The organism is Maribacter algae (assembly GCF_047345745.1).
Lineage (GTDB): Bacteria > Bacteroidota > Bacteroidia > Flavobacteriales > Flavobacteriaceae > Maribacter.
The window spans coordinates 237,093-261,026 of record NZ_JBLFES010000003.1; the positions used below are offsets into that span (position 1 = coordinate 237,093).

The window sequence follows — 23,934 nt, forward strand, 5'->3', positions numbered from 1 at the left end:
AGGTTTACTATTATTAATACTCCCTAAAAAAGGAAACAACTATTCCGTTCTTAAGCTTTTTACCGGATTCTGTCTGGCCGCCCTATAACTGTGCCAACTTACGGTAAATGCCGTAACCAAGGTAACGATACCGCCTGCAAGTATGAATATGTATAAATTGACCTCTATCTTATATGCAAATGTTTCCAACCACTTTTTTACTAATAAATAGGCAATCGGTGTTGCTAAAACAAAGGCAAACAGTACCAATCGCAGAAAATCCGTATTGAGCATCATCAATATTTCAGAGATTTTAGCACCGTTCACTTTTCGTATGCCAATTTCCTTAAAACGTCTTTGGGACACCATTAACGAAAGTCCCAACAATCCCATGGCACATACAAATATGGCGATTATCGCAAAAATCAAAATCAGCTTTTTTTGTAGTAGCTCCGTCCTATATACATTTTTATAGAGCGCGCTTACTTGAAAATATTCCAGCGGATAACTGGGAAATAGATTCGCCCATGATTTTCGTATAGTGGCCAAGGCTTCTTTCCTATGGTCAGGTGCATAAGAAATAGTAATATTTTGCAACCAACTACTTTTTTTGAACAGGACCAACGGTTCTACTTTGGTCCGTAATCCAGAGAGGTGAAAATCCTTGATTACCCCAATAATCCTACCTTTGGGCAATGTGACCCCATCTACGGGGGAAATCAATGCGAAGTCTTTCCCCACCACCGTATTGGCATCCTTAAATCCTAAATAATGTAAGGCTGTTTCGTTAATAATGTATTCCCCATTACCTTCTTCATCCCTACTTTTTTCGGTAAAATTTTCACCACTTAAAAAAGGAAGTTCAAATACATCCAAAAAAGAGTAATCACAGGCAAAAACCCCAATAAATTTTTCTTTTTCATTTGGAACATCTTGCATATCAAAGGCAAACATATCGTTTGTCTCCCCGCCTGGAGGAGCCATAATCGAAGAAACGGATTCTATTGCACTTTGTTCAAGAAGCGATGATTTAAAAACTGCGAAATCTTTCTGTATCTCCGAATGCACAAAGGGTATACAGAGTACGTTATCTTCTGTGGCGGCCATACCTTGGTCCAAGGCATAATTGGTCTGCTTTGAAATGACAATGACCCCTACTACTAAAATTATGGCCAACGCAAACTGTGAGACCAATAAAACCTTATGTCCGCTCACGGAACGTTGCCCTTTTATCGATTTCGCCAAGGCAAAATTCCCAAAGCGATTCTTAATAACAGGCTGTATTCCGGCCAAGATTCCCAAAAGACTAAAAGCAACCATTATTCCAGTTACAAACCAACCATTTTTTTCAAATAGGTTTATTTGATAGTTCTCAGAAATAAGCCCGTTCAACTTTAAGGAAACGAACACCACCAAAATCAAAGCTGTAATCACGATAATAGCACTCTCGATCAAAAAATAACGAGTCATAATTCGCTTGGACGATCCCAAAATTTGATTTAAGCTCAAAAACTTCGTGAGATAGCCCGCCATGCCCAGATTGAGGCTGGTGAAATTACTCAGCGAAATAAAAAGCAGCATTAGAGCGGCAATACCCAACATATAAACATGGGTCATGTTTCCATTATGTTCGATTTCACGCAACAAGTCCGATTTTAAATGAATTTCCTTAATATTCATTAAATGGACCTGTGCTTCTGATGCATCACCGATTTCAATACCATACAGCTCATTCAGCTTTTGGGAAAGTTTATCCGTTATGTGAGGCGCGCTGGTTTTCTCTCTTAAAAGCAGGTATACATAGGCCCATCCAGAAATCGCATCCTTTCCGGGCATGACCAATAAATCCGGGTGCAGATGGTTTTGTTGGGCAAAATCTTCCATGACACCCCTAATCGTAAACGCTGTCTCGAGCGAATTAAAATGTCCCGGCGGCAATGAAATAACTTGACCTATCGGATTTTCTTCGCCAAAAATATTTTGCGCCAATGATCTTGAGATTATGGCATTTCCTGGAGCCGATAGGGCATTGGCGTCGCCCTCTTCAAAAACAATATCAAAAATCTCTAAAAAAGAGGTGTCTACGGCAAAAGCTTGGTTTATGGAATAATGTTGTTCTCCTTGCAAGATGAGTTTGTCGCGTAAGGGCATTAAGCGAACAGCTGTTTCAATTTCGGGAATCTGTTCGTAGAGTTCGGGGATTATCTTTGAATCGGGAACTCTTGCAAAATGATTGCCCTTTGCAAAATTAGGACTGGTAATAGTCAATCTATGGATACAGTCCGCTTTGGAATGCCCGCTGTCATAGGTCATTTCATTTTTTAGAAAAAGTGCAATAAATAAAACACCGCATAACCCAAGGGACAGTCCCACTACTTTGATGAAATTTAGCGCGAATCGTTTTTTTATATTTCTAAGCGCATATTTTAAAAGCATATTGGCTTAATTTATTCCGTTCGTAAACTTTTGATTGGATTCTGTTTTGCAGCTTTTATTGCCTGAAAACTAACGGTCAATACCGTGATGCCCATGGCACCGATCACCGCTAAAAGAAATATCCACCATTTTAGGATGACCCGATAGGGGTAATCCTGTAGCCAACCGTTCATAATATAATACGAAATGGGTATCGCAATAAAACAGGATATCGTTACTAGTTTTAAAAAATCTTTGGACAACATGTTCCATACATTGAAAACCGTGGCGCCCAAAACCTTACGCACCCCTATTTCTTTGGTACGCTGCTCCGCCACAAATGAAGTAAGACCGAACAAGCCCAAACAGCTTATTAAAATTGCCAAAGCCGTAAAAATTCCAGAAAGGTGGCCTATACGCTCCTCCGAAGCAAACTTTCTCCCGTATTGCTCATCCACGAATTGATATTCAAACGGAATATCGGGAAAATGTTCCTTATACACCTGTTCTACAATTGCCAAGTTTTCACTGGCACTTTGTTTGGGATTTAAACGCAGATTGTAGTAGCTGAAGTTCTCAAAGCGGTCATAAACATATACTCCTTGCTTTACCGGTTCGTAGGGCGATTGGGCTATCATATCTTCCACTACTCCAATAATTTTCATAGGCGGATCAGGATCCTCATCATCAGTATCTCTCAACAACTTACCTACCGGATCTAACATTCCAAGATATTTCTTAGCGGTTTCGTTGATAAGAACACCTAAAGAATCCGAGGCAAAATCCCTTGAAAAATCTCGCCCTTCCACAATTTTAAGATTCAACGTTTTTGCATATTCTGCGGATACTTCGGTCCAGGCCAGGTCCTCTTGAAAGCCATCCGGTTTTCCTTCCCAGGTAAAACCACTTCTATTGGACCAAATCTGTGTTGTAGGACTGCTTGATGTCGCCATGTGGGTAACGGCACCTGATGCTATAAACTCGTTTCGCATTAAATCGGTTTTTCCACTGAAATCCTGACTAAAAGTGGGTATTTGAATCAAACCTTCCCTATCGTAACCAATAGGGCGATTCTTGGCATAGTTAATCTGTTGCATTACGATTACGGTACCTATGATAAAGGCTATGGATACCGTGAACTGCACTACCACCAATATTTTTCTTGGAAGCCCGGCATATCTGCCAGCCTTAAAAGTTCCTTTTAGGACATCCACAGGTCTAAATGATGATAGGTACATGGCCGGATAGCTTCCTGCCAATAGTGCGGTAAAGAAAATAAACGCTATGGATATCAGCCAAAATCCAGAACTCTTCCAAGGAAAAACCATTTCTTTTCTTGCCAACTCGTTAAATCCGTTCAGAGACAAAAGCACAAATAGCAAAGCGAGAAAAAAAGCAAATACTACCACTAGGAAAGATTCACTTAAAAACTGATATACCAATTGTCCCTTTTGTGAACCGATGGATTTACGTATGCCAACTTCCTTAGCTCTTTTTTCCGAACGCGCCGTACTTAAGTTCATAAAATTGATACAAGCCAAAAGCAAAACGAAAGCCCCAATAATCCCAAAAAGCCAAACATATTTTATACGGCCACCTACTTGTTTTCCTTGCTCAAAATTGTTGCGCAAATACCAATCTTCCATCGGCAAGAGAAAAATCTGTGGATTAAATTCTGCCGTGTCCTCATTTAAATCCTTTTTTAAATTTCGTATGGTTTCAGAAAACTTCTTCATATCCGTGTTTGGCGTTAATTGCACAAACATCTGAAAGGAATTGTTTCCCCAGTTTTCCAACGAGTTTTGGATCCATTCCCTGTTCGCGGTATAGTGTTCCCAAGGAATAATGTACTCCGTATCATGAAAAGAATTGTTTTGGGGAATATCCTTATAAACACTGGTCACCATTAAATCATACTCGTTACTGATGCGTATTACCTTACCAATGGGGTCTTCTTCCCCGAAAAGGGATGAAGCCGTAGATTCAGAAATCATGATTGAATTTACTTCTCTAAGCCCATCCTTTTCACCCTTCAATATCTGCAAATCCAAAAGTTCGGGTGCTGTCCGTTGCATATAATTTCCAGGTCTGGAAATTTTGTTTTCGCCGTATTTTAAAAAGGAATCGTTCGTCCAAGAAGACATCACCAAGTGTTCAAAGCTATCGCCATATCTTTCCCTAAGCGCGGGCTCCAATGGAAGTGGAATTGCCGGTCCTGTACCCGTATTTCCATTAAAGGTCTGTGATTGGTAAACCTGGGCAATTTTACTTTTATCCTGAAAATAGTTATTGTATGAGAGCTCGTCGTTTATCCATAGACCTATGATTAGGGTTACTGCCATTCCCAATGCCAGTCCCCCAACGTTTATGATGGAATAGCCCTTATTTTTGAGAAGATTTCTCCAAGCGATTTTCAAATAGTTCTTAAACATGATTGATGATTTTTTTTAATTGATTTTAATTTACTCGTCTCTTAAAGAGATTGCTGGGTTGATAAATGCTGTTTTTACAGCCTGTGAGGAGATGGCCAACAATGCTACTATGGTTACAATAAATAACGGCAATAGAAACATCCAAACATCCATTTCAACATTAAAAGCATAATTCTCCAACCACCTTTTTAAAACAAAATAGACAACCGGAATAGACAGAAATCCAGAAATCAAAATAAGGCTCAACAACTTTTTGGGAATTAAGATAATTGCTTGTAGTGTTGTAGCACCCAATACTTTACGCAAACCTATTTCCTTTACCTTTTGTATGGCCATATGAGAACCAAGTCCAAACAATCCTAGTGCGGCAATAATAATAGCAAGTATAGAGAATAAAAGGCATATGACTCCGAATTTCATATCGGCCTCATATTGTCTATTAAAATATTCATCCAAAAAAAAGTAGTTGAAATGGTCATTTGGAAAAAACTTATTAAAAGTTGTTTCAATAGACGCTACCGTACTTTTAATATTCCTCCCATCAATATTGGAAGTTAAATAAGTAGCAAAATAATCATCCATATAAATGAATACCATGCCATTAAAATCACTTTTTAAAGATTCGTGATGATAATCTTTTATTACACCTATTACTTCTGCTTTTCTATCAATTGGTCCTTCTTTAAAAATTACTTTTTGGTTAACAGCAGCTTCAACATTTGAAAAACCTATTTTTTTAGCAGCAGATTCATTTAGTATTACTTTATGCAATGGTGGATTTTCAAATGCATCATTATTATAATATGAGGTCTTGTCCTCATACCTAAAATCACGCCCCGCTAAAAGGTCAACTTTATAAGTTTGTACAAAATCGTGGTCAGCATATAAATAACTTGCACCTACACTTGTGGTTTTTTCATCTTTCTCTTTACGAATATTATTCACCGTTATGATAGTTTTACCAGGAACAGAATTTGTAAAAGAGCTGGAATTGATATTGGGGTTCTTTAACAACTCCCTTTTGAAAGCCTCAACCTTATTTCCCGTAGTAGAATCTTTATAAATTGGAGCATTTATAACCAAACTATGATCTTTGTTGAAGCCAAGGTCCTGATTCTGCATGAATGAAAATTGGTTGTACACTACAAACGTACCCGACACTAAGGCAATGGAAACTGCAAATTGAGTTACGACCAAAGCCTTCCTAAAAATTGAACCTTTTGAAGATTGATGAAATTTTCCTTTTAAAACCTGTATGGGTCTAAAACCTGACAATACAAAAGCTGGATATATTCCGGCCAAAAGACCTCCAGTAAGAAATACCAGTACCATGGTAGCCCAAATACCGGACTGTGACCACATGTCAAACGATAGTACTTTAAACCCTATTAACTGATTGAAGGGTACTATTAAAAGATTCACCAATACTATGGATAGGCATATAGCCAAAAGATTAATAATTAGCGATTCACATAAAAATTGAGTAATAAGTGAATTTCGTTGAGCTCCCACTACTTTTCTTATACCAACTTCCTTCGCTCTTTCCAGAGACTTTGCCGTAGATAAATTGATGAAATTCATCAAAGCAATAGCAATTACAAAAAGGGCTATAATAGTTAAAAAATTTAATGTGCTCTCATCATTATTAGCTGATAATTCTCTTCTTAAGTGAGATTTTAAATGGATGTCTTTTACTGGCTGTAATGTCATTTTTGCCTCAAAACCGTGCTCTTCCATAATATCAGTGAGATATTTCTCAACAAAAAAAGGTAACTTTTTCTCTATTTGTTTTGGGTCGGTTCCTGGTTTTAACTGTATATAGTTATAAAACTCAGGCCATAACCACGTGGTTTTGGTATACTCATTTAGTGTCTCAAAAGAGAATAACATATCAAAATCTAAATGTGAATTTTGAGGAATATCTTCAAATACGCCAGTAACCTTTACCAGATCATCATTATTAATAGTAATAATTTTTCCGATAGGATTTTCGTCTCCAAAAAAACGCCTAGCTAAACTTGACGATAGAATTATTGTCATAGGTTCAGATAAAGCTGTTCTTGTGTCTCCTATAACCAATGGAATATTAAATAATTCCAGCATGGAAGATTCTCCTATCAATAATCGGTCGTCATTGGTACTCACTTTAACAATATCTCCAATGGTATTTCTGTAGGAGAGTAAAAAATTATTGACCCAGACTACACTTTTATCAACTAAACGAGCGTAATTCTCAACTTCGGGAAAATCTTTCTTCAGTGCAGTAGCAACTGCAGGATGATTAGTAGCAGAAGTTTCAAAGCCATTACCTCCTAAATCTGTAGTGAGGGTTACCCTGTATAGATCATCAATATTGACATGATAATTATCGTACGATTTTTCAAAATTTACATATTGTGTAATCAGTAAAAAAGCTGTGATTCCAATAGTCAATCCTGAGATGTTTATAAACGTAAAAAGCTCATTCTTGGAAAAAAACCGAAATGCGATTTTTAAATAGTTCTTAAACATGATTCTCGTTTTTTTAATTTGTCCGTGAGCGTCCCGAATTCTAGAGAGAGAACTATTGACCTCTTGACTGCGCTCGAGGGGACAACAACACCTACATATATTTATTCCGTCCGTAAACTTTTTACAGGATCTACGATTGCGGCTTTAATGCTTTGATAGCTAACCGTGATGGCCGCCACCAAAACCGCCAAAAAAGCAGCGAGCAATAAAACGCCACCGCTTACCTCTATTCGATATGAAAAATCTTCTAACCATTTGGTCATCACATACCACCCTATTGGCAATGCAATCAGTACTGAAATAACCACCATCTTAAGAAAGTCAGTAGTTAATCTAAATGTAATTTGGCCCACACTGGCTCCCAATACTTTTCTGACACCAATCTCTTTAGTACGCTTTTGGGCATTGAAGGCCGCAAGACCAAAAAGACCAAGGCATGCAATCAGTATTGACAATACGGTAAAGACCATGAATATTTTGCCCAAACGCTGTTCTGCTTCATAGGTAGTGTTAAAAGAGTCATCCATAAAGCGATAGTTAAAAGGTTGTCCAGGAGCAAGCTTATTCCAAATACTTTCTATATCGGTCAACGTTTTGGAAAAATCCCCTGCCTTGATTTTTACGGCCATATTACCTGTAGATTCATCCATGAACAAGCCCAAAGCCCCTATATCTTCCCGTAAGGATTCATAATGAAAATTCTTGACCACTCCAATGACCGTATAAAATTGTGCAACTTCTAATTCTATGTCCTGGGAAATTTGCATTCCCAGTGCATCCTCCGCCCCTACACCCAAAATTGGAAGGGTGGCCTCGTTGATAATGATTGCGGTAGAATCTGTTGTAAACTGAGGGTCAAAATTTCGCCCAGCCACAAGTTTCATGTCCAAAGTTGGAATGTAACCATGGTCTACCAACCAAGTTTGCATCTGAATGGCATTCTCTTGGTTCATTGCATCTTCTTTAAAGAACGAACTGTTTGATCGCCCGGATGGGGTAGGTAGGTAGTCGCTCAAGGTTACATTTTCAACTTGGCCCAATCGCAGTACCTCTTCCCTAAAAGTATTTACCTGATTTCCGGCTGCATAGGTATCATTGATAATTGCCACTTGGTCTTTATCAAAACCCACATCCTTACTTTGGATAAAGTTCAATTGTTGAAAAACGACCAGCGTGCCTACTATCAGGAAAATGGATATGGCAAATTGACATACTACCAGCGCATTTCTAATTTTTCCACCCCCTATACTTTGTGCCCCTCCCCCTTTAAGGGTTTTTACAGGCATGAACCGAGACATAAAGAATGCAGGATAGCTTCCTGAAAACAATCCCAATATGAGCGTTGCCAGTAAAACGATAACCCAAAACGCAGAATTTGTATAAGGGAAAGAAATTGATTTCCCCGAAAGTTCATTAAAAAAAGGAAGTGCCAGAACGACAATAATCAGGGCCAATAACAAAGCTATTAAAGAAATTAGGCCAGATTCTGTCAAAAACTGCCGTACCAAATCTAATTTTTTGGACCCTAAGGTTTTACGAACACCCACTTCTTTTGCCCTTTTTAAGGAATAGGCCGTAGAAAGATTCATAAAATTGACACTCGCCAACAGAATAAGAAACAAGGCGATACATGAAAGAATATATACATTTTGAATACTACTATTGGCACTTAGCTCGCTTTGGCGGTCGGAGTGTAAGTGAATATCTGTCAACGCCATTGTGCGGTACTTAATATAATTTCCGGATGCGGCAAATGATTCCGCTGTGATTCCGGGAAAATATCCTTGTGCCCATGGCATCATATATTTTTCAAAAATGCCTTGCAACGGCTCTTGGAAATCCTCAATGTTGGCCGAGGGAATCAATTTGATGAAGGTAAAATAATTGCTATTGCCCCAATTGTCCACTCTGGAATCGGCATAACCGGCCATGGCCATAAAAATGCTATGGTCTCGCAGAAAAGAATTTTTAGGCAGATCATCAATGACTCCGGTTACAGTATAGGTGTCCGTATTGTTGAGCACCACATTTTGACCCAAAGCATTTTGGAGTCCAAAATGCTTTTCCGCTGCGGTCTTCGTGAGTACCAAGGTGTTGGGTTCGGTCAAAGCGGTATTGGCATCGCCCACCAAGAAGTCGATTCCAAAAAAGTTGAAAAAGGTAGAGTCCGCAAAGGCAACGTTCAACTCTTTGGTATTGGCTTTAGTACCGGTTTTCTTGATCAACGCACTGCCTCGATTACGTATTCTTGTCGCTGCCGCTACCTGTGAATAATCACGTTCCAATGCTTGGGCCATGGGTGCCGCGGATTCTGCGGCCTTGATTTCAGCTCCTCCAAATTTTATATCGGCATCGATCCGATGAATGCGATCAGCATCTTTGAACATCTTGTCAAAACTCAGTTCATCATAGATGTACAACCCTATTAAGAGCCCGCCAGCGATACCGATGGCTAGTCCAAAAGTGTTGAGAAATGTAAAAAACGGTTGATTTTTTAAGCTTCTCCAAGCGATTTTTAAATAGTTGTTGAACATGGTTTTTTAGTTTTTGTCTTCCCCCTAACCCCCTTCCGAGGGAGGGGGAACGAGTTTGTTTTTTGATAATTATTTTTTCTTCCCTTTTGGGGGAGATACCTGCCTTTAGCAGGTAGAGGGGGCCTATTCCGTTCGTAAACTTTTTACTGGATTTACGGTGGCTGCCTTGATAGTTTGAAAACTTACTGTAATCAGTGCCACAATTAGAATAGCCACAAAGGGTAACACAAAAAATGCCCAATGGATACTTATCTTAAAGGCATAACCCTGTAGCCAATTGTGAATTGTAAACCAAGCTATGGGAATCGCAATGACAAATGCCAGAACCAATAACCAAGCAAATTCCTTATACAACAGTTTTAAAACACCTAAAACCGATGCTCCAAGTACTTTGCGTATTCCTATTTCTTTCGTACGCTGTAATGTGGTGAAAGATGCCAAACCGAATAGCCCCAAACATGCGACGAGTATGGCCAATCCTGTAAACACTCCAAATACTTGACCAAATTGTTGATCTGCACGGTACTGTTTATTGAAATGGTCGTCCAAAAAGAAATATTCGTAGGTATTCCCCGGGAAGAACTTATCCCACTCTGTGCTAACTTGGGCAATAGTCTGTGCTACATTGTCCGTATTTGTTCGTATGGTAAAATAACCTTGAACATCAGGCATTAATCGAATGACCAATGGTTCATAAGCCTCACGGAGCGATTCTTGATGAAAATTCTCAGCTACACCAACAATATCATATTGATTTCCCCAAAAATCTATTCGTTTTCCTACAGCCTCTTCAGGATTCTTAAACCCTAATTGTTTCATTCCCGCTCTATTGAATATGACCGCTTGAGGGTCCGCTCCAAAATCCTTTGAAAATTTCCTGCCGGCAATTAATTTAATATCAAACTGATCTATATAATCATAATCCACTCCGATGACGCGGTATTGGTTACCTGCCGATTCATCTTCGGAGGTTAATTTTATACCTCCGGCATTCCAACCCACAGGTTGCCCCGGAACCGTAGATGCCGTTGCTACACTGGTTACACTGGGATGTTTTAATAGGGTTTCCTTAAAGGCCGTCATTTTGCCCAAATAGGTAGAATCAGTAACAATTGGGCGCTCAACCACCAAAGTTCTATCTATGCTTAACCCTAAGGATTGCTTCCGCATAAATTGTATTTGTTCATACACGGCAAATGTTCCTATCAATAAAAATAAAGATGCCGCAAACTGAAATACAACCAAGGATTTTCGCATTAATCCTCCTTGTTTGGTACTTACCATTTTGCCTTTTAATACCTCAACAGGCCTAAAGCTTGAAAGCACAAATGCAGGGTACGCTCCCGAAAGAAAGACCCCGACGACAAAAAGTATAATGAAACCGATCCAAAAATCGTCCCTGGCAAATAATTCATAAGATAGTGTTTGACCGGAAAGCCTATTGAATGCAGGTATACTCAATGCCATAAACCCAAAAGCCATTATCAATGCCAATGCATTGAAAAGTCCGGATTCAAAAAAGAATTGAACAATCAATTGTTTTCTATGCGAACCGACCGCTTTTCTAACCCCTACTTCTTTAGCTCTTCCAATGGCCCTAGCGGTGGCCAAATTAATATAGTTGACCCAAGCTAAAATGATAATGAAGAATGCAATTCCCAGAAGTAAGTACACCGTTTTTCCATCTCCCGTAGGGTTAGGTTCCATCATGTAATTGGAATACAGATGAATATCGGTCAATGGTTGTAAAGTATACACAGCATTGCTATTGTACTGTCTTAAAAATTCCCCTGCCAATTCTTCTACAATAGGAACAAACTTATTCTCGACCGTTACAGGGTTTACCCCTTGCTTTAATTTCAAATAAGTCAAACAACCATCGGAAAACCACCAATTTTCTGGATTAGAGTTTGGGTCCTGATCATTTTGGGCCAACATTCGTTCTTTAAAGGTGATATAGGACAATAATATGTTGGGCCGTAATTGCGTATTCGTTGGCATATCCTTATAAACACCCGTAATTCTGTATTCGCTATTCCCATTTAAATTTATTGTTTTACCTATGACATCTGTAGTGCCAAAAATCTTTTTGGCTATGGATTCTGATAATGCCGCTGTTGTAGGTTCTGCAAAAATCGTTTGTTTCTCTCCAGCTATCAGCGGGTAGGAAAATATGTTAAAGAAAGACTCACCGGAATAATAAACGTCTTGGATTTTTAAGGTTTCGTCGCCTTTGTCAATGACTACGTCGCCTGCATCAAAAACCATCACATAATCCTCTATCTCTGGGATACGTTCCTTAAAATGAAATCCAGCGGCGAATGCACCGGCAGCCCATTCTGTTTCTAGCTCGCCGTCATTATATCGGTCTTGTTTTACTCTATATATTTTATCACCATCTACATGAAAATTTTCATAGCTAGTTTCAAACGCTACATATTGAAGAATAAGAAGGCAAGCCGTTATTCCTATGGCCAACCCACCAATATTGATTACGGAGTAGGCCTTATTTTTGAAAAGATTTCTCCAAGCAATTTTTAGATAGTTTTTGATCATGATCGGCGTTTTGCGTAGCTACTAATTCCCTGTATCACCATTTCAAGACCTATTTTCATGCCAAATAAATAAGTTATTGATTTTCAATTATATACAGCAAAACTAATCTTATGTACTGTAAAATATTTTGACAAAAGATGTACAATATATTTACACCTTAAAGACAACTCTAAAAGTGAACTGTTACATTAATTTCTGCTCTTTTTTATGTTAAAAATTAATGCTCTCTTAAAACTTTTCCGATGGTTTGTTTTTTGATAATTATTTTTTCTCCCCTTTTGGGGGAGATACCTGCCTTTAGCAGGTAGAGGGGGCCTATTCCGTTCGTAAGCTTTTTACCGGGTTGGCCACGGCCGATTTGAGCGATTGAAAACCAACAGTCAAAAACGTAATCATCAATGCGAAACCTCCGGCCAAAGCAAATACCCACCACTGTATCTCAATACGGTATGTAAAGTCTTCCAGCCAACGCTGCATAAAATAATAGGCCAAAGGAGCAGCAACTGCCATGGCAACCAAGACCAGCTTTAAAAAATCCTTTGTAAGCATTTGTACTACGGAAGCAACACTGGCCCCCAATACTTTTCGTATGCCTATCTCCTTTTTCTTTTGCTCCGCTATATAGGAGACCAAACCAAAAAGACCTAAACAACTAATAAAAATGGCAAGAAGGGTAAAGACTACGGAGATTTGTCCTAAACGTTTTTCCTCATCATATAATTTCTCTACCTCTTGGTCCACGAACCTGTAATCAAAAGGTACATTCCGTACAGAAGCTTTCCATTGCGTCTCCAAACCTGCCAACAACTGTTGATAATCGTTGGTCTGTGTTTTTATGAACAACCAGTTAGGTTCTGTCTCCTTATATAGAAACAAAGGTGCTATTTCATGTTTCAGCGATGCATAGTGATAATCTTTCACCACACCGACAATGCGCATTTCAAAAGTTTCATCCCTAAAACTCTGTACGAGCCTTGCGCTCAGGGCACCTTCCTCTTTAATATCAAAAATGCGCAATGTAGCCTGGTTCACTATGATTTGATCTGTAGTATCGGAAGCGGTAAAATCCCTTCCTTTCAGCATAGGAATGTTCATGGTCTCAAAATAGCCTTCGCTTATGCCCTGTCTTTTTACGATGGTATTATTTTCACGATTTCCTCCGGGCAGATACAATCCATTATCGTTTAATATTACTTCGGATGGTGCATAATTTCCACTGGAAACGTTCAGCACTCCAGGTATGTTCAAAAAGGAAGCTTTTAGGGATTCAAACTTACTGGAAGCTTCTGCGGTACCTATACGTAATGCCAACAGATTTTCTTTCTGAAAACCTAGGTCCTTATTCTGTGTAAATCGAAATTGTTGCGTAACAATAATTACCGTAGCCACTAAACTAATGGATACTACAAATTGAAATATTACCAAAGCTTTCCGAAAAGTACCGTTCCCCGATTGCAAGATCGTACCGCTCTTTAAAGCTTTTATCGGTTTTATGGAAGACAGGATTATGGCCGGATAAATTCCCGATACAAACCCGGTGAGCGTACCGAGACCCAATAGAATAAGTTCGATACGCCAGTTTAATAAATCCTGATACACCAAACTAGCCCCGGTAAGTTCATTGACCAAAGGCAACAAGAGAATGGTCAATGGAATACTTATCAGCATAGCGAATAGGGACAACAACAAGGATTCTCCCAAAAACTGCCGCATGAGACTGTTCTTTCCTGCGCCTACAACCTTACGAACACCAATTTCCTTGGCACGCTTACTAGCCCTTGCCGTACTTAGATTTATAAAATTGATACAAGCCACCAATTGAATAAAAAAGGCCAACGTCAATAAAAAATAGAGATATTTGATGTTGGAAACTTCATGAATCTGATTTTCTCTTCCAGCCGAATACAAATGAATGTCCGGAATATTTTTAAGAAACAATTTTTTATTGGTCATTCCGGCATCGGACAAATCTTTCGCTCCCCTATCCTGAATAAAACCGGGCAACTTATTTTGAAGAGACTCCGCACTGCTATTCGTCCTTAATTTTACATAGCTGTATACAAAATTATTAGTGGCAAAGCTTTCAAAATTCTGTACAAAAGTCCCCATCCCCGGAGTACTCATACTTACAATATAATTTGGGTTCAGATGCGATTTTCCATAGTGCTCATCAAAAACACCTTTTACCGTCAGTGTTTGTGCATCCTCTCCGCTTCCCCATGTTACGGCTTTTCCCAAGGCATCTTGATCACCGAACAGTTTATCGGCCAAATACGAGGACAGTACCAAAGCATTCGGTTCATTTAATGCGGTCTCCTGTATTCCTTCTATAAATTTATAATCGAACACCTTAAAAAAGGTAGAATCGGCCATGTAGACTCGTGGTTCATAATAGGCATCATCGCTATCCGCTGCCCCAATCAGATTACTATAAAAAACATCGGTCAAAACAACACGAGTGGCTTCCTCAACTTCCGGAAAATCTTCTTTTAACGCAAAAGCGATCGGAGGGGAAGCAGCAGCCGTATTAAAACTATCCTTACCATCCCGTTCTATTATGGTTTCTACCCTATATATGGAGGTTGCATCCTCATGGTGCTCATCGTACCCGAATTGGGCAAAAACGTACAACAGGATAGCGAGACAACTCACCGTTCCTACTGTTAGGCCCAAAAGATTGATAATGGTCTGCTGCTTATTTTTTAGGAGGTTTCTCCAAGCGATTTTGAAATAGTTTTTGATCATGGTTTTGTTTTTGCACCCAAACCTATTAGGTCTTATGGGTTTTATTGATGTTTTTTATTTTCCCCCTAGTCTCTCCGAAGAAAGAGAATAGATTGGATTTTATAAATAATTCTTTTACGTACCCGACTTCCAAGTCCCTTTCCTTTTGGGGAAGGGATTTAGGGGTGGGGCCTATTCCGTTCGTAAACTTTTCACCGGATTAACAATGGCCGCCTTTATACTTTGATAGCTCACCGTAATTATGGCGATGGTTATGGCCAATACTCCTGCCAAGACCAGCACCCACCAACTAATTTCTATACGATATGAAAAATCTTGTAACCATTTGTTCATGGCAAACCATCCCAAGGGTAACGCGATCAGTATGGCAACCCCCACAAGTTTTAGAAAATCCAAGGTCAATCTGTAGGATATTTGACCCACCGTTGCCCCGAGTACCTTTCGCACCCCAATTTCCTTGGTCCGTTTTTCGGCATTAAAAGCGGCGAGACCGAACAAACCTAAACAGGCAATGAAAATAGATAGTATGGTAAACACCACAAAAATACGCCCAAGGCGTTGCTCCGCTTGATAGGTCGTATTGAAGGAATCCTCCATAAAACGGTAAGCAAAAGGCTGTTCAGGAATATTCTTTCTCCAGATTTCCTCGATCCCGGCAATGGTGGCAGAATAATCTCCTGCGCCTAGCTTGATTGCCATGTTGCCCGTTGAACTTTCCAAGGTTAAGCTTAGGGCACCAATATTATCGCGTAGCGTCTCATAATGAAAATTTTCCACGACACCTATAACCGTTTCAAAATTCCCGTTCTCGTTTCCAAGATCATTGGAAAGTTGTAGTCCTAAAGCCTCTTCCGGTTCAAAGCCCAAAAGTGAAGCGGCAGTCTCATTGATGAGTATGGCAGTAGAATCGGTCATTCGTTGCTCGTCAAAAAAACGTCCTGCCTTCAATTTGATGTCCAAGGTTTCCAAATAGTCTTGATCAATCCCCCAACGTTGCATGTTGACCGCATCTTCTTGGTTCGGGAAGCCTTCCTTGAAATAGGAATAATCCGATCGAGCGGATGGGGTGGGAAGAAAACTGCTGACGGTGACCCTTTTTACCTGGGCCAACTTTTCCACTTCTTGTTTGAAGGTCTCGCCTTTTTCACCTGCCCCATAAAAATCTTCTATGACCAAGACCTGATCTTTTGAAAAACCCAATTCTTTGCTTTGAATATAGTCGAGTTGCTTGAATACGACGAGTGTTCCCACAATCAAAAAGACCGAAATGGCAAACTGGAAAATGACCAGAGAGTTTCTAATAGCGCCACCACCAACGCTATCTTTGCCCAGACCTTTTAAAACTTTTACGGGAATAAACCGGGACATGAAAAATGCAGGATACCATCCTGAAAACAGGCTTAACACCAAGGCCGAAGCAAACAAGACGAGCCAAAAGAACGGATTGGCAAAAGGCACGCTGATTTCCGTTCCTGCCAGTTCATTGAAAAAGGGCATGGCCATTACGGCCAAGACCATCGCGACCACCAATGACAAAAAGGAGATTACACCGGATTCGGTCAGGAATTGACGCACCAATCCGGATTTATTGGAACCAAGTGTTTTTCGAATACCGACTTCCTTTGCCCTCTTCAGGGAGTATGCCGTAGAAAGGTTCATAAAATTAACACTCGCCAATAGAATCAAGAAAAGCCCGATAAACGATAGAATATAGATGTCTTGAATAGATCCGTTTGCGCTAAGCTCGGTACGAGCCTGTGAATACAAATGGATATCGGTTAAGGGAATGGAGTAATAATTCACATAATTTCCAGTGGCCCTAAATTGCTCTTCCGTAATGCCTGGATATATTTGCTGTACCCATGGTATCAAATAATCGCCCACGATGCCCTGAAGCGGGGCCTGAAAATCCTCGATGTTAGCACTGGGGATAAGTTTTATAAACGTAAAATAATTGTGGTTTCCCCATAATTGGTTTTGTGCATCTTCATAGCCGGACATGGCCATGAACACACTATGATCTCTTAAAAGGGAGTTCTTTGGGAGGTCATTGAGAACGCCGGTCACCGTATAAGTATCGGTATTATTCAACAATACTTCTTGGCCTACGGCATTGTTTAGTCCAAAATGCTTCTCGGCAGCGGTTTTGGTGAGAATCAAGGTATTGGGTTCTTTCAGGGCAGTTTCCACATCACCGACCAAAAGATCAAGACCGAACATTTGAAAGAAATTGGCATCGGCAAAGGCCGTATTCAGTTCTTTGGTGTTATTGACCGTATTTTGTTTACGGATGAGCACACTCCCCAAGTTTCTGATCCTGGTAGCCATCTCCACCTGCGAAAAATCGTTTTTCAGCACGGCCGCCATGGGCGCAGCGGTTTCGGCCGATTTACTCTCTGTTCCCCCAAATTTGATATCGGCATTAATTCTGTGGATCCGGTCCGCATCGGCAAACATCCCGTCATAGCTTAGTTCATTGTGAATGTACAGGGCAATGAGCAATCCACCGGCCATGCCCATGGCAAGGCCAAAAATATTAAGAAACGCAAAAAAAGGTTGTCTTTTTAGGCTTCTCCAAGCGATTTTTAAATGATTTTTGATCATGGTTTTTTCGTTTTTGTCCTCCCCCTTCCCCCTCCGAGAGAGGGGGAACGAGTTTGTCTTTTGATAATTATTTTCTCCCTTTTGGGGGAGATACCTGCCTTTGGCAGGTAGAGGGGGCCTATTCCGTTCGTAAACTTTTAGAGGGGCTTGCTAAGGCAGCCGAGATAGATTGATAGCTGATGGTGAAAACCGCAATCATAATAGCGATAAGGGCACCCATTACCATTAATTCCCAACTTATACTTGTTCTGTATGAAAAATCTTGAAGCCATCGGTCCATGATATACCAAGAAATGGGCAAGGCAATGATGGAGGAGATGACTATCAATCTTAAAAAATTGATTGTCAGCAACTTATAAATATTTTGCAAAGTAGCTCCCAAAACCAAACGAATGCTGATTTCTTTTTTGCGTTGCTCCACCATAAAAGCGGAAAGTGCAAAAAGCCCCAGACAGGCCACAAGAATGGCCAAAATCGCAAACGTGATGAATATGGTCTTGATACGGCTTACGTTATTGTACATTTTGGCAAAAGAATCGTCCATAAACACGTAGCGCGGCTGCATATTGGGCATAAACTCCTGCCATTTGTCCGCTATGGAAGCAATAATGGTTTCCATATTATTAGAGCTTACTTTGATCGAAGTTATGGTAGGGCTAAGGCCTTGAAAAAAACAAAGTGGCTCTACTTTTTGTTTCATGGTATTGAAATTGAAATCTTCTACCACGCCGATAATTTCATAAAGTGTTCCGTATCTTGAAATCTTCTTGCCCAAAGGTTCCTCCAAATTCAATTTTTCGACCATGGTTTGATTGATTATCGTTGCCGTACTATCCGTACTTCTGTCTTCGGAAAAATTTCTTCCCTCGACAAGCTTCATTCCCAGGGTCTCCAAATAGTCCTCGTCTATTAACCATGCCTGGCCAAAAATGGTTTCATCAAGGTTGTCGCGCCCCTCGTTCACAAAAGCGTTCCCATTTCTTTTAGTGCCTTCCAAAGGCAAATAATCGCTAACGCTGACATTTTTTACGCCATTGATATTTTTCAGCTCCTCTTTAAAAGTGTCGATTTTATCCCCCAACATATTTGTTCCGTACAATTGTATCACCTGCTCTTTTTCAAATCCGATTTTTGAATTTAGGATAAAATCCATCTGCTGATTCACGATCAAGGTGCCCACGATGAGAATAATGGAAATCGAAAATTGAAAAATCACCAAACCGCTCCGTAGACCGCTAGACTTGCTCCCTATGGCCAATTTGCCCTTAAGCACGGCACTGGGTTTAAATTTGGAGAGGTAAAAAGAAGGATACAAGCCTGCTAAAAATCCAACAAGCAAGGCCCCTACTATAATACTGATGACGAACAGCGGGTTCGTCCATGGAAATTCCAATGCCTTACCCGTCATTTTCCTGAAAAGGGGCATCATTAAAAAGGAAATAACCACCCCCACAACAAATGCAATTACGGTTATTAGGATAGATTCTGTCAAAAACTGTCCAATAAGATTACTCCTTGATGAACCCACTACTTTCTTTACCCCTACCTCTTTTGCCCTGTTGGCGGATTTGGCCGTTGATAGGTTTACAAAATTGATGCTGGCAATCACTAATATAAATAGTGCTACGATACCAAAAATGGAAACTACTTTGATGTCATTGCGGATACTGGCCTCAAAAGTGATGTTTTTGGAATAGAGGTTGATATCCGTCAAAGGTTGTAGTTGCATACTGAAAACGTCATCGGAATTATCAGGTATCACAAATCCACCAGCTTCCAAAGCCGGTTTTATATAATTGTTAATGAGCGTTGACGACATTTTCTTTTGAAAGGCAGCTACATCTGTATCGGGTCGAAGTTCCAAATAAGTGTAATAATTATTTTGCACCCATCTTGTTTGTTCCCCTTCCCCAAATTCGACCCCGGATAATGTGATCAAAAAATCATAATCCATATGGGAATTACTGGCGAAATCCTCCATAACGCCGTTGATCCTAAAGGGCTGGTCATTATTCCCGTTCAAATAAAGGGAACGCCCAACCGGGTTACTGTCCCCAAAATATTTATGGGCAATAGCCTCGGAAATTACAATGGTATTGGGTTCGGACAATGCCGAGGTTTTTTCACCGTACACCATATCGATATCCATGATATCTATTATAGCTTGGTCCGCATAGGTAAATCCTTCTTCATGATGTTGCACTTGCTGCCCATCGATCCTGATTTCATTACTTCCCGCTCCGTAAAAAAGGTCATTATCGTTCAACCTGCCGGCGTTCACCACTTCGGGAAAATCATTCAATACAGTTGATGCAGTATTGGCGGAAAAGTGAATTCCATCGTTTATTTTTCCATCACGCGCATCCCTATTGAGCATTCTGTAAATGTTGGAAGCATTGCTCACCGTGCCATCATAGTTGCTTTCATGGATGATATAAATCGATATCAGTATGCATGCGGCAACCCCTAAACTTAAACCAATGATGTTGATGTAGGTAAACCCTTTGTTCTTAAAAAGATTCCGCCAAGCGATTTTTAAATAGTTTTTAAACATAATTGTTCTAATTTTTGATTGATTAGTTAGGCTGATTATTTTAAAGCTGAAACCATTTCAGTATAAACTGATGAATAAACTCCTACTATAAAACTTGTTACAACTTAGTTGGTTGATTAGACCATTGCCCCAATAGCCCTATTTTGGCTTTCGGTTACAATTTGACCGTCAAACAGATTCACTACCCTATGCGCATAGTGCGAATCTCTATCCGAGTGGGTTACCATCACGATGGTAGTTCCTTCTTGGTTCAGTTCGGTTAACAGGTTCATGACCTCGATACCGTTTTTGGAATCCAGATTACCTGTTGGCTCATCCGCCAAAATCAATTTTGGATTGGTAACTACCGCTCTGGAAATAGCGACACGTTGCTGTTGCCCTCCTGAAAGTTGCTGTGGAAAATGCTTTTCCCTATGTGCGATTTTCATACGTTCCAAGACCTTCATCACTTTTTCCTTACGTTCCGCTTTGCCCATTTTAAGGTAGATAAGTGGAAGCTCCACATTTTCATATACCGTAAGCTCATCGATTAGGTTGAAGCTCTGGAACACGAATCCTAGATTTCCTTTTCTAAGTTGGGTACGCTGACTTTCCTTGAGTCCGCCCACTTCGTTACCTGCAAAGTTGTAGCTGCCTTCCGTAGGATTGTCCAGCATCCCTATAATATTCAACAAGGTGGATTTTCCACAACCCGAAGGTCCCATGATGGCCACAAACTCGCCATCCTCTACATGAAGGTTTACGTTGTTCAGTGCCAAGGTCTCTACCTCCTCAGTTCTGAAACTCTTTTTTAAATTTTGGATTGTTATCATTATTTCTGGTATTTCTATTTATTAAAGACATCAAGACGGTACTCAATGTGACGATTTACCGTTATTATTTATAATCTATTTTCATTTCTTCCAAGAGTCTCCTCTCCTTTGGGGAGGGGATTCAGGGGTGGGACTTTATTTTAAAACGATACGTTCCGCCTCTCCAAAAGAATCATAATTACTGGTTATGACTTCCTCCCCGGCTTGCAGGCCTTCCAACACTTCATAGTATCTGGAATTCTGCTTTCCGACCCTAATATTTCTTTTTATTGCTTCATCACTTCCGGGTGTCACTACGAATATCCATTGCCCTCCCGTGCTTTGAAAAAAGCTTCCTTTGGGCAGTAACAAGGCATCGCTGGATTCTCCCAATTGCAACTTGATATTATAACTCTGGCCCGTTCTTATGGTCAAGGGTTTTGCATCCGTAAATACAAGGTCTACTCTAAACCTGCCGTTACGGACTTCCGGATACACCTTTCTCACCCGTAATGGAAACTCATTCCCATTACGTTCCAATACTGCGACCAAATCTCTTTTTACACGATCTATATAATGCTCGTCAATATCCGCTTCAATCTTATAATCGGTCAATACGTTTATTTGTCCTATACGCTGTCCTTGGGAAATATTTTGACCTATTTCAGCATCCAAAAACCCTAACTGCCCATCTGCCGGAGCGCGTACGTTCAAATGATCTAAACGTTGGTACACCATGCCCAAGGTTTTTTGCATACGGGCTAAATCTACATCCAATCCGCTCAGTGAGGTCTTTCGCAGCTGGTCATCATTCTCGGTCTGTTGCTTAACGATTTCATACTGTTTTTTGGAAAGCTCATAGTTCTCTTTGGAAAGTTGATACACTTCCTTTGAGATGAGTTCTTCTTTGTATAAAGACTCGTTCTGTTCGTAGTTTCGTTTTAACCTTTGCAAATCTGTACTTGCCGTGGCCAAGGACCTCCTACCCTCTACCTGTCTGGAATCAAAATTTAATCGTGTAGACCGTAGATCGTTCTGTTTGAGTGCCAAGTTACTTTCACTGGCCAAAATCTGTTCGTAAAGGTTCATGTTCTCCAATTTTAGGATGATATCCCCTTTTTTGACCATAGCTCCCTCCTCTATTAATTTTTCCGTAACACGACCACCTTCATAAGCATCCATATATATCGTAGAAATCGGGGCTACGTTTCCGTTGATGGTAATGTAATCATCGAATTTGCCTTGGGAAACCTGAGCAATGGAAAGCTTATCTTTCTCCGTCCTAAATGTGGATACCGAAGTTGCAAAAATTAACTGGTACGCCACAAAAAGTAGCAGAATGCCCAATGCTATATATCCGTAATGCTTCGGTTTTAATCCTTTTTTCTTTTCTAATTTTATGTCCATTTCTTATTTAATTTATATCAAATACAGGTAGGCCTCTGTAAAAATCCAAGGTACTTTTATTAATCTCCGACCTAAGGCGCACCTGCAAGTTTTCATTTTGGGCATTGGCGAATAAATTCTTCGCCGTAAACAGTTCCAAGGCATTAATCAATCCTTTCTCATACCTTTTTTGTGCAATGGTAAATGCCAAATTTTGTGCTTCAACCTGTTTATCGCTCTGCGCCAATTCTACAATCAAGGAGTTATACTCCTGCACCAGCTGCTGAATGGTCTGCTGTAAGGTCTGCTCCTGAATATCCAGGTTGTTCTGAGCCCTTAAGTATTCAATTTTTTGTTGTTTTACCCGAGAACGTCTGGACCAGCCCTCCGTTAAAGGAATATTTAGGCCAACTCCTATAAATTCAGCGGCATTATCCCTGAACTGGTCTCTAAAAGGTATGGTAACGCCCAACGAATCTCTAGTAGTCTCAAAGTATCCCGTTCTATATCCTGCAAACAATTGTAAAGATGGATAAAGATTTCCGCGAGTAGCCGCCAATTGCTTTTTGGCCGCTTTAGTTCTTAATTCCTGTGCCTTGATCAAAGGGACAAAATTTTTGGCCTGTGTGAATATGGAGTCGGACGCGATAGCGGTTAATTCATTATCCGATTTTAATTCTGGCAAGCCCACTTGGATATCTATATCGGTTACACCTTCCAGGTTCATTTCTTGAATCAAGTTCAGTTTGGCCGCTGCCAACTGATTTTCGCTTTGCGTTACATTCAACTTATCCGTTAACAATAAAGACTCTGCTTCATATAAATCTGCACCCGCCATTAAACCCAACGCTATTTGTTTTTGTACCAAATCATAGTTTGTTTGGGAAATCTGCTGTTGTTCATTTGAAATGGCAACCAACCCTTGAAAAAACTGAATGTCATAGAACGCCTGCATCACCCTAAAAGCCAATAAATATTTTTGGTGTGTGGCCTCTTCACTAGTGGCCTTATATAAAAACTTAGAAGCTTTGATGGTATTGAGCTTTTGAAATCCTTGAAACAGATCTATGGAACCATCCAAGCTATAAGAATTGGAAAAGAAATCCTGTGTTACAAAAGTCCCCGTATTGGGATCTTCTGATCTACCGTAACTGATTATATAGTTACTGGATGCATTTGCCCTCGGTAGAATATCCCTGATAGATTGCCTATATGTTTCCCTATTGGATTGCGTATTATAATTGAAATCTTTTAATTGTAGGTTATTCTCCAAAGCATGATCAATACAATCCTCTAAGGTCCATTTTTCCTGTGCCATTAGCGTAATGCTAAAAGCAAGTAAAAGAATGGTGGTAATTTTAATATTACGGTTCATATTATAATTGGTATGCCAACTTCTTTGCTATATGTGTGCCATAAAATTATTG

General features: G+C 39.9%; 11 protein-coding genes. All 11 read right to left on the reverse strand.

The features are described from left to right. Positions 1 to 39: 39 nt before the first annotated feature. The 11 genes from ACKWBX_RS12630 to ACKWBX_RS12680 all read right to left on the reverse strand — a co-directional run bounded on the left by ACKWBX_RS12630 (position 40) and on the right by ACKWBX_RS12680 (position 23,882). A complete protein-coding gene (locus tag ACKWBX_RS12630; RefSeq protein WP_413969060.1) occupies positions 40 to 2,415 on the reverse strand; it encodes an ABC transporter permease in 2,376 nt (791 codons plus the stop codon). A gap of 11 nt (positions 2,416 to 2,426) precedes the next feature. Next, positions 2,427 to 4,826 carry an ABC transporter permease gene (locus tag ACKWBX_RS12635; RefSeq protein WP_413969061.1) on the reverse strand — a complete coding sequence of 800 codons (2,400 nt, stop codon included), beginning with the start codon at positions 4,824 to 4,826 and terminating at the stop codon, positions 2,427 to 2,429. A gap of 30 nt (positions 4,827 to 4,856) precedes the next feature. After that, complete coding sequence (locus tag ACKWBX_RS12640) at positions 4,857 to 7,337, reverse strand: ABC transporter permease (RefSeq protein ID WP_413969062.1); 2,481 nt, start codon at positions 7,335 to 7,337, stop codon at positions 4,857 to 4,859. A gap of 101 nt (positions 7,338 to 7,438) precedes the next feature. Further along, positions 7,439 to 9,871: an ABC transporter permease gene (locus ACKWBX_RS12645; protein WP_413969063.1), complete on the reverse strand. Its 2,433-nt coding sequence runs from the start codon at positions 9,869 to 9,871 to the stop codon at positions 7,439 to 7,441. A 123-nt stretch (positions 9,872 to 9,994) separates the two neighbouring features. Then, entirely contained in the window at positions 9,995 to 12,427 is a 2,433-nt protein-coding gene (locus tag ACKWBX_RS12650; protein WP_413969064.1) for an ABC transporter permease, read from the reverse strand. A 315-nt stretch (positions 12,428 to 12,742) separates the two neighbouring features. Then, on the reverse strand, positions 12,743 to 15,172 hold the full coding sequence (locus ACKWBX_RS12655) for an ABC transporter permease (RefSeq protein WP_413969065.1): 2,430 nt from the start codon (positions 15,170 to 15,172) through the stop codon (positions 12,743 to 12,745). Positions 15,173 to 15,343: 171 nt separating this feature from the next. Continuing rightward, the gene (locus tag ACKWBX_RS12660) at positions 15,344 to 17,776 is read right to left on the reverse strand and encodes an ABC transporter permease (RefSeq protein ID WP_413969066.1); all 2,433 of its coding nucleotides are present in this window, start codon (positions 17,774 to 17,776) and stop codon (positions 15,344 to 15,346) included. A 118-nt stretch (positions 17,777 to 17,894) separates the two neighbouring features. Beyond that, positions 17,895 to 20,330 (reverse strand): ABC transporter permease, encoded by a 2,436-nt coding sequence (locus tag ACKWBX_RS12665; RefSeq protein WP_413969067.1) that lies wholly within the window; start codon positions 20,328 to 20,330, stop codon positions 17,895 to 17,897. A 116-nt stretch (positions 20,331 to 20,446) separates the two neighbouring features. Then, positions 20,447 to 21,142, reverse strand: coding sequence for an ABC transporter ATP-binding protein (locus ACKWBX_RS12670; RefSeq protein WP_413969068.1), 696 nt, complete (start codon positions 21,140 to 21,142; stop codon positions 20,447 to 20,449). Positions 21,143 to 21,277: 135 nt separating this feature from the next. Then, positions 21,278 to 22,528 carry an efflux RND transporter periplasmic adaptor subunit gene (locus ACKWBX_RS12675; protein ID WP_413969069.1) on the reverse strand — a complete coding sequence of 417 codons (1,251 nt, stop codon included), beginning with the start codon at positions 22,526 to 22,528 and terminating at the stop codon, positions 21,278 to 21,280. A gap of 7 nt (positions 22,529 to 22,535) precedes the next feature. After that, complete coding sequence (locus ACKWBX_RS12680) at positions 22,536 to 23,882, reverse strand: TolC family protein (RefSeq protein WP_413969070.1); 1,347 nt, start codon at positions 23,880 to 23,882, stop codon at positions 22,536 to 22,538. Between the last annotated feature and the right edge of the window lie 52 nt (positions 23,883 to 23,934).